The 16037-nt window shown below is 50.8% G+C and carries 20 protein-coding genes; 18 read left to right on the top strand and 2 right to left on the bottom strand.

Going from position 1 to position 16037, the window contains the following annotated elements:
- Positions 1 to 7: 7 nt before the first annotated feature.
- From ACJ9Y9_RS12510 to ACJ9Y9_RS12445, 14 genes are all read left to right on the top strand, one after another.
- Positions 8 to 1036 carry a hypothetical protein gene (locus ACJ9Y9_RS12510; protein WP_407226128.1) on the top strand — a complete coding sequence of 343 codons (1029 nt, stop codon included), beginning with the start codon at positions 8 to 10 and terminating at the stop codon, positions 1034 to 1036.
- A gap of 60 nt (positions 1037 to 1096) precedes the next feature.
- On the top strand, positions 1097 to 1567 hold the full coding sequence (locus ACJ9Y9_RS12505; protein ID WP_407226127.1) for a hypothetical protein: 471 nt from the start codon (positions 1097 to 1099) through the stop codon (positions 1565 to 1567).
- A complete protein-coding gene (locus ACJ9Y9_RS12500; RefSeq protein ID WP_407226126.1) occupies positions 1567 to 2019 on the top strand; it encodes a hypothetical protein in 453 nt (150 codons plus the stop codon). Before ACJ9Y9_RS12505 ends, ACJ9Y9_RS12500 begins: the two co-directional genes overlap by 1 nt.
- Positions 2016 to 2444 (top strand): hypothetical protein, encoded by a 429-nt coding sequence (locus ACJ9Y9_RS12495; RefSeq protein WP_241175335.1) that lies wholly within the window; start codon positions 2016 to 2018, stop codon positions 2442 to 2444. Before ACJ9Y9_RS12500 ends, ACJ9Y9_RS12495 begins: the two co-directional genes overlap by 4 nt.
- Complete coding sequence (locus ACJ9Y9_RS12490; RefSeq protein ID WP_407226125.1) at positions 2431 to 3375, top strand: hypothetical protein; 945 nt, start codon at positions 2431 to 2433, stop codon at positions 3373 to 3375. The genes ACJ9Y9_RS12495 and ACJ9Y9_RS12490 overlap by 14 nt, the downstream gene beginning before the upstream one ends.
- On the top strand, positions 3375 to 4703 hold the full coding sequence (locus ACJ9Y9_RS12485) for a hypothetical protein (protein ID WP_407226124.1): 1329 nt from the start codon (positions 3375 to 3377) through the stop codon (positions 4701 to 4703). Before ACJ9Y9_RS12490 ends, ACJ9Y9_RS12485 begins: the two co-directional genes overlap by 1 nt.
- Positions 4704 to 4726: 23 nt before the next feature.
- Positions 4727 to 5155: a hypothetical protein gene (locus tag ACJ9Y9_RS12480; protein WP_407226232.1), complete on the top strand. Its 429-nt coding sequence runs from the start codon at positions 4727 to 4729 to the stop codon at positions 5153 to 5155.
- Positions 5155 to 5772 (top strand): hypothetical protein, encoded by a 618-nt coding sequence (locus ACJ9Y9_RS12475; protein WP_407226123.1) that lies wholly within the window; start codon positions 5155 to 5157, stop codon positions 5770 to 5772. The genes ACJ9Y9_RS12480 and ACJ9Y9_RS12475 overlap by 1 nt, the downstream gene beginning before the upstream one ends.
- Before the next feature lie 64 nt (positions 5773 to 5836).
- The gene (locus ACJ9Y9_RS12470) at positions 5837 to 7747 is read left to right on the top strand and encodes a transglycosylase SLT domain-containing protein (RefSeq protein WP_407226122.1); all 1911 of its coding nucleotides are present in this window, start codon (positions 5837 to 5839) and stop codon (positions 7745 to 7747) included.
- 3 nt (positions 7748 to 7750) lie between these two features.
- On the top strand, positions 7751 to 8419 hold the full coding sequence (locus ACJ9Y9_RS12465; protein WP_407226121.1) for a hypothetical protein: 669 nt from the start codon (positions 7751 to 7753) through the stop codon (positions 8417 to 8419).
- Between the two features lie 8 nt (positions 8420 to 8427).
- Complete coding sequence (locus tag ACJ9Y9_RS12460; RefSeq protein ID WP_241175329.1) at positions 8428 to 8694, top strand: hypothetical protein; 267 nt, start codon at positions 8428 to 8430, stop codon at positions 8692 to 8694.
- The gene (locus ACJ9Y9_RS12455) at positions 8694 to 9698 is read left to right on the top strand and encodes a hypothetical protein (RefSeq protein ID WP_407226120.1); all 1005 of its coding nucleotides are present in this window, start codon (positions 8694 to 8696) and stop codon (positions 9696 to 9698) included. The genes ACJ9Y9_RS12460 and ACJ9Y9_RS12455 overlap by 1 nt, the downstream gene beginning before the upstream one ends.
- Complete coding sequence (locus ACJ9Y9_RS12450; RefSeq protein WP_407226119.1) at positions 9695 to 10408, top strand: phage baseplate protein; 714 nt, start codon at positions 9695 to 9697, stop codon at positions 10406 to 10408. Before ACJ9Y9_RS12455 ends, ACJ9Y9_RS12450 begins: the two co-directional genes overlap by 4 nt.
- A gap of 2 nt (positions 10409 to 10410) precedes the next feature.
- The gene (locus ACJ9Y9_RS12445; RefSeq protein WP_407226118.1) at positions 10411 to 10758 is read left to right on the top strand and encodes a hypothetical protein; all 348 of its coding nucleotides are present in this window, start codon (positions 10411 to 10413) and stop codon (positions 10756 to 10758) included.
- A gap of 2 nt (positions 10759 to 10760) precedes the next feature.
- Here the strand turns inward: ACJ9Y9_RS12445 and ACJ9Y9_RS12440 are convergent, their stop codons facing one another.
- On the bottom strand, positions 10761 to 11255 hold the full coding sequence (locus ACJ9Y9_RS12440) for a hypothetical protein (RefSeq protein WP_407226117.1): 495 nt from the start codon (positions 11253 to 11255) through the stop codon (positions 10761 to 10763).
- A gap of 20 nt (positions 11256 to 11275) precedes the next feature.
- Between ACJ9Y9_RS12440 and ACJ9Y9_RS12435 the strand changes: the two genes are divergently transcribed.
- The 4 genes from ACJ9Y9_RS12435 to ACJ9Y9_RS12420 are packed head-to-tail and all read left to right on the top strand — an operon-like array spanning position 11276 to position 15402.
- Positions 11276 to 12505, top strand: coding sequence for a baseplate J/gp47 family protein (locus ACJ9Y9_RS12435; RefSeq protein ID WP_407226116.1), 1230 nt, complete (start codon positions 11276 to 11278; stop codon positions 12503 to 12505).
- Entirely contained in the window at positions 12486 to 13109 is a 624-nt protein-coding gene (locus ACJ9Y9_RS12430; protein WP_407226115.1) for a hypothetical protein, read from the top strand. The genes ACJ9Y9_RS12435 and ACJ9Y9_RS12430 overlap by 20 nt, the downstream gene beginning before the upstream one ends.
- 26 nt (positions 13110 to 13135) lie before the next feature.
- Complete coding sequence (locus ACJ9Y9_RS12425; RefSeq protein WP_407226114.1) at positions 13136 to 14959, top strand: hypothetical protein; 1824 nt, start codon at positions 13136 to 13138, stop codon at positions 14957 to 14959.
- A 2-nt stretch (positions 14960 to 14961) separates the two neighbouring features.
- A complete protein-coding gene (locus ACJ9Y9_RS12420) occupies positions 14962 to 15402 on the top strand; it encodes a tail fiber assembly protein (RefSeq protein ID WP_407226113.1) in 441 nt (146 codons plus the stop codon).
- 32 nt (positions 15403 to 15434) lie between these two features.
- On the opposite strand, the gene ACJ9Y9_RS12415 is transcribed toward ACJ9Y9_RS12420, so the two are convergent.
- Positions 15435 to 15965: a serine acetyltransferase gene (locus tag ACJ9Y9_RS12415; RefSeq protein ID WP_407226112.1), complete on the bottom strand. Its 531-nt coding sequence runs from the start codon at positions 15963 to 15965 to the stop codon at positions 15435 to 15437.
- Positions 15966 to 16037: the final 72 nt, after the last annotated feature.

The raw sequence follows: 16037 nt of genomic DNA, 5'->3' as shown, positions 1-16037 counted from the left end.
GTATTTAATGAGCGCATTCGCACCTGCGATTACCACGGTATCGCCTTCCATGATGCTTCCGGAGATTGTCATGCAATACAGCATGGCTTCCGGCGCATTCGACATTCTTTCTGGCGGAGCACCGACCGTTAAAATCGGCTCCAACGATCTGGTTGTTTACCAGCGCTTCCTGCGTGCTCGCACCCAGGCGCATGTCGGCCAGTCCCTGCCGGGCCAATTGCCTTCATCATCCATCGTACCGAGCTACGACCAGATGATGACTTATCGTATTTCAACCCGTTCCCAGTACAGCTATCTCGATACAGAGGCAGCAAGCGCGTGGGGGTATTCGTTAAACAACGGGCTGCAGCTGGCGAACCGACAGGGGCATGCCCAGACACTCCGTAACATGCTGTTGTACGGTGTGAAAGCATCCAATAACGAAGGCATCACTAACTCACCGAACGCGGTGACCGTGAACCTCGGCAGCGACAGCCAGGGTAACGATTCCTACACGACCTGGGATTCAGGTGAAATGTCGAAATTTATCCTCAGCACCATTGCGAATCAGAAGACTCAAATGTTGCTGCTTGGTCAGACACTTACCACCGTCGTTCTGTGCCCACAACGCTTTATGAAAGCATTGGAATGGACGGGTATCGTTGAGCTTACCAGTTACCAGCGTCCTGGTGGTGGTACTCAGACGGTTGGCGGACTCGTTAAAACAATCGCGGGAGATGCGAGCGGTGACGACGTTATTTTTTGTCAGGATGACACGCTGATCGGCAAAGGAGCAGGCGGTACCGACCTGATTGTTATCACTAACCCGGAAATTGTCGTGCCGGAAGCACGTCAGGACATCAATACCAACATCTTTGCGACCCTGATGCCAAACCAGCAGGCCGTAAATGTCATGTTCACTGACGTCGCAGCGCCAACAGAAATCCCGTCTCCGATGCCGGACGGCGGTATTACCACGCTGTACACCGAGCGAGCGACACCGGGCTGGAACTTCCGTCCAGAAGGCGTGACGCTGCTTTCTGCAAAATATTCTTAATCCGGTTCTAATCCGTGCCTTTTGGGGAGCTTTGGCTCCCCATTTTTATGAGGAAATTCCATGAAATTATTCATCGCCAACTGCTCCAGCCAGCCACATATGTTCAATTACAAAGTGCCGGAAAAAAGTCAGTCTTTTGCTGTAAAAATCCTGGCCGGTTCCCAGCACCAGCTCGAAAACAACGCTGATGTGATTAACCATATCATCAAGCAACATGAGCCTTACGGGTTCCAGCGCTGCGACAAAGTGGATAAGAATTTTTCCGGTATTTGTTATTCCATCGACAAACCAGTAACGGTGGGACGTATCGAAGAGAACCACGAGCAGAAAGTGGAAAACCTTGATGACATGTCACAGCAAATCCTCGAAGCCAACGCGGTTTCGCTTAATAACACCGTTGATAACGTTGTCATCCAGAACGGCGAAAAGCCGAAGGATGACGGGGTTCAGATCGAGATCGTAGGTGAAGCCGTTAATCAGGATCAGGCGAACCCACCGAAACTGAATAAAACCGTGAAGGTGCAAAAATAATGACCATACGCCCGACGCTCGACGGTTATATCCGTTTCGTTCGTGGCGTGATGGGTGTTCCTGACACTGCTATTTCTGACGATAACCCGACGCTGGAGTGTTGTTTTCAGTCAGCGCTTGAGTTGATCCCGAAACAGCTGGGGCTGGAATGTCTGCCCATTATCTACACGAACACCGTGTATAACGCTGGCGGCTCTCTGCTGTTGCGCTATGCCATCGATACACCACCCAGCACTTACTTCGCTGACCTGCGTAAAAACCTTGGGCTGAATAATGCCGTTTACGGGCTCGTAAACTCTGCTGCAGATCAGGGCACCTCTGGTTCCATGACAATCAGTGATGCTCTCAGCAACCTCTCTCTCGCTGACCTGATGCTGATGCAGGATCCGTATGGCCGGGCCGCCGTAGCGGTGCTGATGGAAATGGGTTCGCTCTGGGGGTACACGCCATGAAAGTCTGCCTGGGCGTCATCGATATTCCTTACGACTACGGCGACAGCTCCGCAACTACCTACGAGGTCGCTGAAGACCTGCAGGAGCGCTACAAGCTTTTCACCCATTTCTGGGACCTTCACCAGAAGGAAATTATTCCTGAAGTGGGTGAGGCGCTGGCCTGGGCGATAGTCAACCACATCCAGTACGGTGCGCCGATGCCGGGCGGCGAGCTGCTGGGAGAAACCATGAAGGCGTTCAACGTTTTCCTCGAGGGCGAGGAAATGGCGGGGCTGTCCATTGATGGCGTACCGACACAGGCGGCGCTTGAGGGGAAAAACTCTCGTCTGAAAATTGAGCGTGGCGAACGCCGGCCTTCGTTCATCGATGGCGGCCTTTTCAAATCCTCCTTTGTCGCATGGATAGGTAACGATGCCGAGTCTTGATGAAATTGCCGCGAATACCGGCACCCAACTTTCAACCGTTCTTCAGGCTGCAGTCGAAACGATTTCATCCGGGCAGGAGATCACCTTTCGACTCTACGTCCGCCAGGTGCTGCCTTTGGATGGTTTCGTCTACTGGATAAACGCGGCGATTGTCGACCCGGACGAACTCGAAAGGATGGGGATCAACAATCCTCTGGTGGCGACAATCAAAGGCAGTTTGCATCGCCAGGTGGTAACTGAACAAAATGCCACTGCCTCGCGGGACGTCAATAACATCATATTCACACCCATAGAAAAGGCCGACGATTTCAACGTTGAGGATCCGAATGCCATCTACCTTGGGGAATACGAGGGCACGCAGTTTGCCTTCTCCCGCATGGAAAGTCGGTACACGCAGTCTGGAATTTTCCATTATCGGGGAATGGCTATTTTTCCGACCATGCGCTCGCAGATCATCGATAGCCCGGACGATATCAGCGATGAACAGATTATCTCGAACAGCACCCCCATCTGGCTGGCTCTGAAGCAGTTCGCCACGGTTTACCCATCCTTTCTGGTTCCCGCCAACCTGAAGCCGCCTTATATCGCCGCCGACGTGCGCGGGACCATTCCCCTGCAACTGGCTCCGGCCACTCGCGGAGGTCATCGGTACCAGTTTGCTCAGGATTCAGTGCGCGTGACGCTCTACGGGTTCAGCAATCAGATGGCGCTCGAGTTCGTCGATTTCGTGGTGAACAAGGCGCTGGAAGATGAGGAGTTTGGCATCACCAACATCCCGATCGTCAGTGACGCCAAATCGAACCAGGTCGAAATCAACGCCCTGGCGAAGAAAAAAATCGTGGATTTCGACGTGAACTACTACCAGGCCACGACGCGAGACATATCGCAACAGCTTATCAAAGAAGTCATTTTTAACTACGAGGTCCGATAATGAGCTACAACATCGTTACTGTGAACGTCTCGCAGACGATTGGCGCCACGCCGTCGAATTTGCAGCAAATGTCAGCCGTTCTTTCCTTCGGCGCAACCTTTCAGGAAGCGGGTAAGCCGGTGCTGTTAACTCAGCCTTCCGATATTTCAGATTTAGTTAACAACCCAATTTCCTCACTGACGGCGGAAGCGGCTTCGTTCGGTTCTGACTTTACTCTGGTCTTACCGTTTACGAATTCCATAAACCGGGACCCGGGGAGTGAAGTTCAGATAACTATTCAGAAGTGCTCTCCAAACACATGGAACGGGACGCACCTCGCGACTGTCGTTGACAGCAAAACCCTTAGCTGGACAGTTCCTGGGTCAACGCTGGACGGGCAGCCAACGACGGTCGGGACATTCTCTCTCATCGGTAGTGAAGCGCTGGTCACTGCAGTAGACACCTTTTTTGCCCAGGGTAACTCTGTTGGCACCTATCTCCTGGAGCTGGGGTATCAGGATGATCTGCCTAAGAATGAGGTGGCCGCACTCAAAACCTACATGCAAGAGCCCCTGAAGCGCTTTTACGCTTACCTGGTCCCGGAAAACTGGAAGGCTAACGCTGACTTTATCAACCTCGCGAAACTCTACACTGCGAACGAAGCGAAGCAGTATTTCTTCGTGCTGGAAGACACGCCAGACGATACCAACTACGTCACGCCGTATGCCGGTATCAAATCCATCATCGCGATGGCCGATGATACTTACCCGGTAACGAACGCCGCGGCGGCGGCTATGTGGAATCTGGTATCCGCGTCGCCGTCTGAAATTAACAAAGTGCCACCAATGGCGTTCCGCTACCTGCAGGCGGTAAACGCGAACGCTGCGAAGGCAAGCATCCTGACCACGATGGTGAAGCAGAATATCAACTATGTGGACACAGGCGCGGAGGGCGGCATTTCGAACACCATGCTGGTGAAAGGGGTCACCAGTGACGGTAATGACATGACCTACTGGTACAGCGTGGACTGGGTGCAGATCAACGTCGATATGATGCTGGCCAACGCTGTCATCAACGGCAGCAACAACCCGATTAATCCGCTGTATTACAACCAGGATGGTATAGACCGTCTGCAGCAGGTTGCCCAGGGCGTCTTTAATACTGGCGTTTCCTATGGGCTGGTCAACGGCCAGACTCCGGTGAACGCGGTACCGTTCAAAACCTACGTCAAAAACAACCCTAACGATTACGGTATTGGCCGTTACGCGGGTCTGTCAGCCACATACACGCCGATGCGCGGGTTCGTGGAAATCATCTTCAACATCAACGTGACAATGCAGCTTTCCTAAGGAGTTGAACCGTGCCGAATCCAATGATCCCCGTTGGCGTGCTTAACCGCGTCCGCGCAAGTATTAAATTCTCTGATCATCCTGAGCTGAATGTGTCGGCTTCCTATCTGGCGAAAGAAGGGGTTGAGCTGGTATTTCAGGGCAACATGACAGATTTTCTCCCGGTGATGACGGGAGCCGTTCAGTCGCCGCAGCCGTACATGATCATGCAGGCAAAAGTTCACCTGGTACGTAGCCAGGCGCTGGGTGCGCAGTACAAAACTCAGTGGGAAACCAATACAGCGATCGGAGACGCGAAAGTCTACTCCGATAGCTCAACCTTTGGTGATTTTGAGGTCCTCAATACAGCGATCACAAACGTGCAGGACATGAGCTTTGCGGGTGGCCAGCCGGGCGTCGCGATCACCATCACCGGAACCTATTACATCAACTCGGAAATGTGGGACCTGTAATGAAAATTTCTCGAAATATGCACCTGATTATCCCGGTTGAAACGGAAATGGGTAATGCCTACATCCACGCTGCGCCCATTTCGAAGGAAGTGTACAGGGAGCATTTCTTCGTTCTCAGCAAAACCTTTTCTGCCATTTTTTCAGAAGGCCTGGGTGTTGTGGCCGGTCCTCGCGTCGCTTACCTCATGCTTGAGAGTATCTGCAAAAAGGACGAGATCTGGGAAGGGGCTACGGGGGTGCGCAATACCCTGGTGAACGAGATTATACGCCTCTCCAACCTGGTGTACCCCGTCGAGGGTAAGGGCTGGGATACCAAACCCCTTGAAGTGGCGCTGGAGCGCGAAATTGTCGATCTCGACGAGGTAATCGGCGAGCTGGTTTTTTTTACATGCGTCTCGTCGATAAACAAACCCGCACAGGCGAAAGGGCTGATGGAGCAGGTCAATGGAATGTGGAACAGTCAAACCTCGTTCTCGAATGTTACGGACTGGATGCGTTCATTGCTGACATTGAAGCCTGCAGACAGTTCTGGCGAGACGGGGAGCACATCATCAGCAGTATCCTCGACTACTCAGCCGCAACCGGATTCTCAGAAATCTGGACAGATAGCGGGCTAAACCTGAAAACAGCAGCTCAGCTCCGCGAGCTGCTTAAATTTAAAGAGCCACGAGGGATGATCTGATGGCAGGTGATCAGTTGCCCGTCCTGACTCTCGATATCGACGAGTCAAAAATTACCGCTCTGAACGAAATTTCAGAGAAATTCAAAGCGGCGTTTGCGATCGGTCCTGGCGGGTTCCCGGTGCCGCAAACAAATCGACCGCCAGCCATTCCAACACCTGATCCTGCAAAGGACAAAAATAAAAAAGGTGATGATGGCGCCTTTGATAAATTCTTAAAAAACCTGAACAAGGAGGCTCAAGGAACCCTCAAGACGTTCGGTCTGATCAACAAAACGCTCGGTGCCACTACTTCCACGCTTAAGGGACTGTTTACCACTACCGTAACCTGGGCTGCACGCATCGCAGCGATCGGCGGTGGCGGTCTGTTCGGTTACGGCTTCATGGCTCATCGCGCCACAGAGCAATACAAAACAGCTCAGGGGCTTGGCGTGAGTACAGGGGAGATGCAGGCGGCCAATAACGTTTATGGCTCACGCATTTCTGGCACCAGCAATATTATGCAGGCGCTGGCGGCCGCTCAAAATGATCCGACTAATCCCCAATACGCCGGACTGTTAAGTCTAGGCATTAACCCGCAGAATGGCGCCGCGGCAAACCTGCCGAAACTGCTGGAAGGCGTATCAAAATTACTCGAACAGTACAAAGGCACCGGGGTTTCCCAGGCTGTACTGAAGGGGTATGGGCTGGATGGGGTGATCGACGTTGCGACCGCAAATCAGGTGCTGGCGAACAGCGACCGATTACCGCAGCTGAGCCAGCAGTATGCAGCTCAGTCCCGGCGCCTCGACCGCGACTTAGGCAGCGATACGCAGCAGAGCTATCAGGAGCTTTCATCCCGGTTTGCGATGAACGCAGACCGGATAGGCAATACGTTCCTGAAGACGCTTGCGAGGCTCAACGGGCCCATCGGACGAATATCTGACAACCTAACAGCCAGTATTGAAAAATTCCTTAACGGACGTAATGGCCAGGCTCTTTTCGACACACTGGCTAACGGCTTACAGAAGCTGGGAAACTGGCTGGGAAGCGACGATTTTCAGCGAGACCTCGATAGTTTCTCTAAGGCGGTCAAGCGAATCGCGCAGGCGATTGGGTCTGCTATCGACTGGCTTGCCGGTTATGGGATTAAGGCACCCACATCTGTCGATGAGGCTCGTAATCAGAGCAGCTTTGACGTTACCAGAACGAAGGAAGAACTTGCCAGCAAAGGCCAGACGGCCCAGCAGGCTGCTGAGGAGAATGGCGGTGCGCTGGGCTTCCTTAAAGCGATGGGTAACACAACGCTGGGACTACTGACTGGGGGCAACGTTACTGTCGACTCGATAGGACAACGATGGAGTTCCGGCGGCTGGAGTGGTTACCAGGAAGACCTGATAAAAAGCGTTACAAACACAAATGAAAACGCCGGGTTGCCGAGTGGCTTATTGCCAGCTGTGGCCGGGACCGAATCATCATGGAACCCAAAAGCCCTTAATTCGTCCTCCGGCGCCGCGGGTCTTTTCCAGTTCACAGCTGATACCGGCAATCGTTACGGGTTGAGCGCTCAGGAACGCTATGACCCTGAAAAATCAGCTGCTGCAGCTGCGCAGTATTTCCAGGACAACCTTAAACGATACGGCGGAGATATTGCCAAATCACTGGCTCAGTACAACGGTGGTAACGCGGCTGTAACTGCAGACGGCAACCTAAGCCTGAAAAAAGAAACCGTGGATTATCTGCTGAAAATTCTGCCGCAAGTACAGGGAGGACTGCAGCAGCATCCCGGCATCAGGCAACAGCTTGAAACAGCCAGCAGCACGCTGGCCCAGGGCGGGAAAAATGACAGGGCGACGATTAATCTGCAGATCGCTCAGGTACCGGGTTCTGACATTTCCGCGCAGGTTAAGGGGATCTACGTTACACCGAGGTAATCAATGGCTTTGAACTATTTTGGTCAGGCGTTCAGGCTGGCCTTTGAGATCTCCCCGATATTACTCGTTGATGGCATCGCCGCTTCTATTCCGGGCGGTACGATGCCCATCGCGGTATTAACTGAGGGGGTCAGCATTGTTGACGGGCTGCTGCACGGGGAGATCGCCGATCAATCGACAGCATTCACGCCGATGGCCGGGACGACGCTCGTTCAACAGGATATCGGCACCCTAAATTTTTACAACATGGTGACGGCGGCAAACTCAGTGGTAAATCGCCCCAACCGAGTGATCATGCAAATGATACGGCCGGCTTCTACAAAAAATGGAGGGTACGCCACGAAGGGCATTACGTTCGCTGCGCTGAAGCTGGCTCTTGATAAGCATAATCAGAGCGGTGGCTATTATGTGGTGATGACGCCCTCATACATTTACACCGGGTGTCTGCTGAGGGCGATGATCGACGTATCGGGTTTTTCTGAGCAGAACAAGCAGGTCCAGCACACCTGGCAGCTGGAATTTGAACAACCGTTGCTTTCAATTTCTCAGGTAGACGCTGCGCTCGGCGGGTTGATGAGTAAATTCGACTCTGGTATGCCGACCACTATTCCGGCAGATACACAATCCTGGTGGAGTAATGGCGACCTGATTCCAGCCGTTCCGAAATTATAGGCCACTTTATGACAACCACGATTGCCTTTACCCCGGACGGGAAAACGCCTTTTACCTTCCAGGCGACCGTCGGCGGTGCGAAGCTGTTCGCGACTGTACCGTTTAATATCTATTCCCAACGCTATTACCTCAGGCTCACCGACGGCCAGGGGAGCGTTGTTTCATACGTGCCACTTATTGGCTCCCCTGACGATTTTGATATTAATCTGGCGTTGCCTTATGCACCAGGGTCACTCGTCTACAGGGTAAGTTCAAACCAGTTTGAGGCTACTTGATGAAATACTACAAACTGGAAATTACTGATAAAGATGGGAATGCGCCACTCGATGGGGCTGGCAATCCAATTGGGCCTTTTGACAGCTCGCTTACGCCGGGCTCAGCATTGCATATCGAATTTGATGCGCTGATAACTGGCTACGATGTGGTGAGCAGCGGTACCAATATCGCTATTTACGGCGTGCCCGTCACTATGCTGCGTGAGAGCACCCAGCTCGCCGGATGCCAGATTGATTTAACCGCAGGCTTTACCGCGGGTCTGCCGCTTGCTAATCCCGGCCAGGCGGGGCTGATCCTCAGCGGGCAGATTTATAACCCGTACGCTAACTGGCTCGGTACCCACCAGTCGCTAAATTTCATCGTCAATCCCAGCCCGCTTCTTAATGACAAGGGGCAGGCAGCCAGCATTACCCTTGACGGTAAAAAAGGTGAGAAGTTGAAAGATGTTCTTACTCGTGCTCTGACGGCTGCTTACCCGGGGTTCACTCTGGATATTTCAATCAGCGACCAGCTCGTTCTGGCTGAAGACGGGGTGGGCGTATACACACGATTAACACAACTCGCAGCGACGTTGCGCAGTCAGTCATTTTCGATATTAAACAGGGATGATTACACCGGGGTACAGATGGTCATGCAGAATAAGACCATCCGTGTGTTCGATAACACTCAGGTTGCGGGAGGCGGAATCCAAATACTCCCGGCTGAACTGGTCGGGCAACCAACATGGATTGGCCCTGTCAGCGTTTCCTTCAAATGCCCAATGCGTGCGGATTTGCGTTGTGGCGATACCGTTAAATTACCAGAAAACATCATCTCCGGGCCGGGAGCGCTACTTGCCGTTAACACCGAACGTTCGTATTCATCACTTCGAGAACAGGTGAATTTTTCAGGGAATTTCTTGATCACTTCGGTCAGACAAGTTGGTGATTTCCTTAATCCTGATAACGACAATTCCTGGGTAACTATTTACGAGGCCGTCGCGCTGGCGAAAAACACAACATGAGCAACGGACAGAAATTCCCATTCCTTAAAGCACTTAACAATACCATCCATACGGCAACCGAAGACCGCGCCGCGATAGAAGGGCGCTCGTTACCCTGTCACGTAGTCGCTGTCACCGGGCAAATCGTCACTGTGCAATTCGACATGTTGCCGGATGGGATGCAATACCCTCAGGTTACGATCCCGATTGCGACATTCGAATATATCCGGTACCCGATCCAGGTGGGAGATAAGGGCGTAACAGTCGCCGCTGATGTTTCTCTCAGAGGGATCTCTGGTCTTGGTACCGGCATCGCCAGCAGGTCACTGACGCTTTCACTGGTGCCGCTATTTTTCGTGCCGCTTTCGAATGCTGGGTGGACGAAAGAAGACCCGAACAAAATTGTACTTTACGGGCCTGACGGGGCGATCCTTAAAACGGCGGATGGCGCCAGCAGCATCACCGTGGAGCCGGGGAAAATTACTGAAAAAGCCGACGCCATTTATCTCGAAGGGAAGGACATATACCTGAAGGGAGTGCTGCATCTTAACGGGCCGATTGTCCAGGATGCGGGTGAAATGGGTGAAACCACTGCGACGTTTATAGGACCGATGAACGTGACGAACGATGTTGTGGCCGGTGGCATCAGCCTGATGAATCACCCCCACGATGTTAAAAACGTGCAAAGCGGTGGCAGCACTGTACAGTCGGAGAAACCAAAGGCGGGATGACGATGAGAACATGGGGGCGCGTCACTGACGCGAACGGCAACAAAACGTGGGTGGCAGTGGAAACAGACGAAAATGGCGATTCTTCATACGTTTGGCTCACGACGCTGATACAGACACTTAAGCTTGGCCTGGGGGAGTCACCCTTTTACGCTCAGTACGGCATCCCGGCGCAGCAGTCGATTGTTCAACAGGTTTACCCGGACTATTACGTAAATATGACTCAACAGCAATTTGCGGGGTATTTTGCATCACTGACAATATCTAAGGTAGATGGGGCTATTAACCCCACCTATAACATCGAAGCTGTTTTTTTTAATGGCGTCAGCATTCAAGAAAACATTGCTGTTTGATTTCAATTATTTATCAACTGGCAGCTTTGCTTAAATGTTCTGATGGCCTCACCAGAATCTTTTGTATCAATCAGCCATTTGTTACTGAGTGATAGCTTGTCGTTAATCAGTTCAATCTGAAATGGTTTTTTATTTGCAGTATCCAGCATGTGAAATGTTGAGATGGAGGCCATGGCGTTGGATGACATGAAAGTATAGTTGTTGTCAGCCGAAGGTATGGGTTCAGCAATAAAATTTGCACTTTCATTATCCAATGTGGTGACGTTTATTTGGGTTGGTCCGGGTTGGCTCCCTTTTTTATTTACGTTCAGAACTATAACCCCTGCGGAAAAGAAATTTTCAGTACATCCGAACATCAAGCCAATTCCATTTTTATTGAATACGCCTGTAAGTGTCGCAAGGCCATTTGGCATTGTCTCTGTATACCACTCAGTTTTTGCAAATGCGTTATTGGATACAACAAATAAACACAATGACGCAATTAATAATTTTCTCATAAATATCCTTAGGGGAGTCTATGTCTTATCTACCCATAATCATGACCGAGGCCGGGGCACAGCCTACGCCGCCGAAAACGTTGCTTTCGAATCTTATCAGCAGAGTGGCTCAAAAAGTACCTGGTTATACAGCCAATTTGCCACCAGGTTTAATAACTGATCTGGCCGGCACGGCTACCGGAGCAATAGCTCTGATTGATCAGGCCCGCGTCGATCTTATCAACTCAGTTTCACCCTATGGCGCGAACATTCCTCTGCTTAAGCAATTGGGTGATATCTACGGCGTGCCGCAGGGAGAGGGAACCAACACCTCGGTATACGTTACGTTCTCAGGTCCGCCAGGATTTCCTTTACCAAAAGGTTTTACGGTCGGCGACGGGAATAATCAGTACGCAGTGGTTCGCGATACGGTGATCCCTTCGAGTGGACAAACAGAGCCAGTGTATAGCCTTGCAACTTCTCCCGGTACCTGGGCAGTACCTGAGGGAACTGTTACGCAGATCATCACTTCGGTGCCCAAAGATTACAATGTTACATGCACGAACCTCACAGCCGGGCTACCAGGGCTAACCGAACAGTCCTGGGCATCATACCGGGCACAGGTAATGCAGTCAGGGATGAAAGCGGTACAGGGCGTTCCTGATTTCTTGCGCACTATGCTGCAGGAAGTGGATGGGGTTCAGGAAAATCTCATATCATTGCGTCAGCCCACGCCGGGGAAATGGGTTGTTATTGTGGGAGGTGGAGATCCTTATGAGGTCGCTTATGCGATTTATAAGTCCGTCCCTGATATTTCGACGCTTACGAATGATGTGAGTAATCCTTCAGGCGCAGAAGTTGAGAAGAAAACGATTCAGATCGACGTATACCCGGATTCGTATCAGGTGCCGTTCGTCGTTCCTACTTCACAAACTGCTGCTGTGTTCATTACCTGGAATACTGCATCAACGAACTATATCGACCCCGCAGGGGTTTCAAACGCAGTGCAGCAGCCGGTAGCCGATTACATCAACGCCATTGCAACTGGTCAGCCAATCAACCTTCTTCAGATACAGGAAATTTTCCTCAATTCAGTGCAGGGGCTTATTCCGCCATCTCTGGTTTCAATGGTTGATATTCAGATCGGCATTAATGGAACTATCGTTCCGCCAGCTGACAACTCGAAGCTGGTATATGGCGATACCTACGGATATTTCTCGACGACTGCGGGGCAGATTCAGGTAGAAAAATATGGAAACACCAGTAAGTAAAATCATTCCGTCATACCCGTTTGTGCAATACAGAGACGACCCGAACGTTGTTGCATTCTTTAACTCATACAACGAAATGGCTCAGGAATACCTGGAAGATATTAACTCCCTCGGCATTCCTTACTGGCCGTCACCGGCACTATTTGGAAAACTGCTGGATTGGGTTGTTGAAGGAATTTATGGAGAAACCAGGCCTCTTCTGCAAGTTTCACAGGATGCCATCGCGAAAGGCGCCTATAACACAATTGATTACAACACTATTCCCTACGCTGGATTAAAGAATTTTATCCCTAGCTCAACAACCTACGTTGTCGACGATTATTTCAAACGCATACTGACATGGAATTTTTATAAAGGTGATGGTGTGCAGTTCAATATTGACTGGCTTAAGCGGCGAATAGCGCGGTTTTTACGTGGGCCTAACGGCATTGATCCACCTGTTACAGACACCTTTGATATTTCGGTGGTACCAGACAATGGCGTGTTCACTATATTGCTACCGAATTCAAACGACAGTGTAGGGCGTTTTCTAAAAGATGCGATTGAGCAAGGGATTGTAAAACTCCCTTTTACCTACTCCTACGTTGTCGATTTTTCTAATTAATATCTTTCACAGAAAATGGTGAAAAAATGATACTCGGTTTTGGTAATAACGTAGTCTCTTCTCTGGCATCAGATATTACGGCAAGCCAGACATCTATTCCGGTCTTTCCGGGGGAAGGCCCTTTATTTTCGGCGCTCCTGACATCCGATTTTAGTAACAATGCGACAGAATTAAAAAATTATGCGAAGATCACTCTCACGGATAGCGGAGAAACAGCCTTTGAAGTTTGTCATCTTCTCTCAGTAAGCGGAGACACTCTGACGGTCGTTCGGGGGCAGGAGGGAACCGCAGCAAAGGGGTGGTCACTTAAGGATGTGGTGGCTAACTTTGCCACTCGAGGTTCGGAAAATTCGTTTACTCAAATAGCTCATATCCAAAGCGGTTTTTACACGGCTGGAAATGCTGGCGGAACAGCCAATGCTTTAACTCTCGAGCTTCCTACAACATTCTTTTTGAATGGCTCAGCTGATTGGGTGCTGAAAACGCCAATAGTTGTTTATCCAACGCAAAACAACACCGGGGCCAGTACGCTGCAGCTGACGATGGGCGGCCGCGTTCTCGGCACGTTTAAGCTCTACAAGGGTAATAAATCAGAGCTGGTAGCGAACGATATTCTGAAGGATGTTGCGCTGGTTTGCCTGCTGGATAATACAAAGACATTTTTCAATGTGGCGAACCCTGGAGCAATTTACGCTGGGTTAGGAACAGCAGCTTTCAGGGATGTCCAGACATCCCGCGATGACGTTACGCCCGGACGCGTGCTGGTTAACGGCGGTGCGCTGGCGTTGCGGTCTGTGGCGGCCAGTAACGACAGGGATATCAAAGACGCAAACGATTTGCCTATTAACTCTGTGAGTTTCTGCTATGCAAGTGCAGCCCATTCCCCGGGTTATGAAGCAACCATTCTTGATGTTGCTGGATTAAATAATGACTATCGTGTCCAGTATGCGGCGTCGTATGCAGATGGTGGGAAATGGCTTAAATTCCGTACCTTCAATGGTGATAACGCCACTTGGGGGAATACTTGGACGAACGTTTTAACTAACTATGGCGGTAGCGTTGAGTATTTAGACGGAGCAAGTTACTACAAAACAAACCCAGCGGCATGGCCGGGTGTAGGTGCTTTCGCAAAACAATACAGCAATCCGCTGGCGCCGTTTATAATCCCTTACGGTCGCTCAACACCCCAGGGTATATCTCAGTATCTTCCAATTATTAAAGGTATTTCCAGCACCCAAGGATATGGTTTTGGGGCTGCTGTAAGCTTTGGCATCCTGCGCTCAGGAAATAATGATTTTGGCTCAGCTGTCGTCCATATCATCGGTGACAATGGTTCCGGCGCTGTATATCAGTTTGGTACTGATGGAATATTCAATGCTCCATCCCAGCTTTATAGCGGGGGCATTATAGGCGCTGCGGGGGATATTCGTTCTAACGGTGGCAGCCTGTATGCCGCCGGACAGGTTAGCGTGGGAGGAAATGTTGTCGCAGGTTCTGGCGTGTTTGAGTCAGGCGGCAATGTACGCGTTTATTCACCTAACAACCCGCCACCTCGCGACCAGTACGCCGCGCCTAATACAGCCGGATTTAATGGCCCTGCCTTATGGTGGCGCTGCGGAAGTACAGGAAAAATGACGATGGCTGCTAAGGTCGGAGGGATACCAAACGGGGGAAGGGTTTACTTCCCAACCGCATTCGCGAATGTGTGTGCGTCGGTGGTTCCTACTCGTAATGAAGAGCCGGGTAACGGCGCTGCAATGCAACCTTACAACGTCGACACAAAGGGATTTAACTTGCGCATCGCTGGCGGTGGTACTGTCACGCTGATGTATGTAGCGGAGGGGTATTAATCATGGGCTATGTATACAGACCAATGACAGGTGGTTTTTACTGTGACGAACTGGAAGCGGATTATCGTAAAGCGGGAACATGGCCGGGATTCTTTGTCCGTATCACCGATGAGGACTACAAAACTCTCATGGCCGGGCAACAGAGCGGAAAAATGATTGTACCCGGGCAGGTTCCTGGAAAAGGGCTTTATCCCGTACTGCAGGATCGTCCAGTTGTTACTGGTGGGAAAGAAGCGGTCGCTAACGCGGAATATGATAAAGCCTGGCGCTTATCATCAGCAGCAACAGCCATTGCTCCGCTGCAGGATGCGGTGGACATAGACGAGGCTACTGAAGAGGAGAAAGCTCTGCTGTTGGCCTGGAAAAAATACAGGGTCCAGTTAAACCGCTTAGACACCTCTACGGCGCCAGATATTGAATGGCCCGAGATCCCTTCCGCATAAATCCGCCCCAAAAAAAGCCTGCACTGCAGGCTTTATCTTTCCTTAATCACCATTTCGTTTCGCGAGTAGACGATCGAGTTGTCAGGGATGCTTTTGTTGACGAAAGACATAGCACCGATGATAACGTTGTCACCAATATCAATGTCGCCGATCAGGCAGGCATTCGCGCCAATTTCCACATTATCCCCGATTTGGCTGTACCCTTCATCAGTATCATTCCTCGCACCAATCGTCACCCCCTGGCGAATGATCACATTATTCCCTATGACAGTATTCCCCCGTATCACAATGCCCGGGAAGTGGACAATCTTAAGCCCAGGACCTATCACTGCCTTAGGGTTTATGTCCGTGGAGTAACGTCTGTTAAGTTTGATCATCCGATGTTTAGCAAAATCACGAAGGCCATACTTATTGGTTTGGTAAAGGTAACACCAGATTCTGTACCAAAAGTAGAAACGACGATCGACACACTTGAAAGCACGGCGTACAGTCCGGGACCAGCTGAACCCCTTACTTCCTTTCTGAACCTCTTCCTTCAGGCATTTTTTTAGGTGTTCATACATCCCTGATTCCTTTGTTTTATTCGCGAAATTAAGCAACATATTTTACAGGGATAATTAAATTTTATCGCTTAA

Origin of the sequence: Enterobacter sp. CPE_E1241 (assembly GCF_045618265.1) — a bacterium.
In the GTDB taxonomy this organism is placed as follows: Bacteria; Pseudomonadota; Gammaproteobacteria; order Enterobacterales; family Enterobacteriaceae; genus Enterobacter; species Enterobacter adelaidei.
The sequence above is the reverse complement of the archived record's forward strand: the minus strand, read 5'-3'. Positions and strand labels throughout refer to the sequence as shown.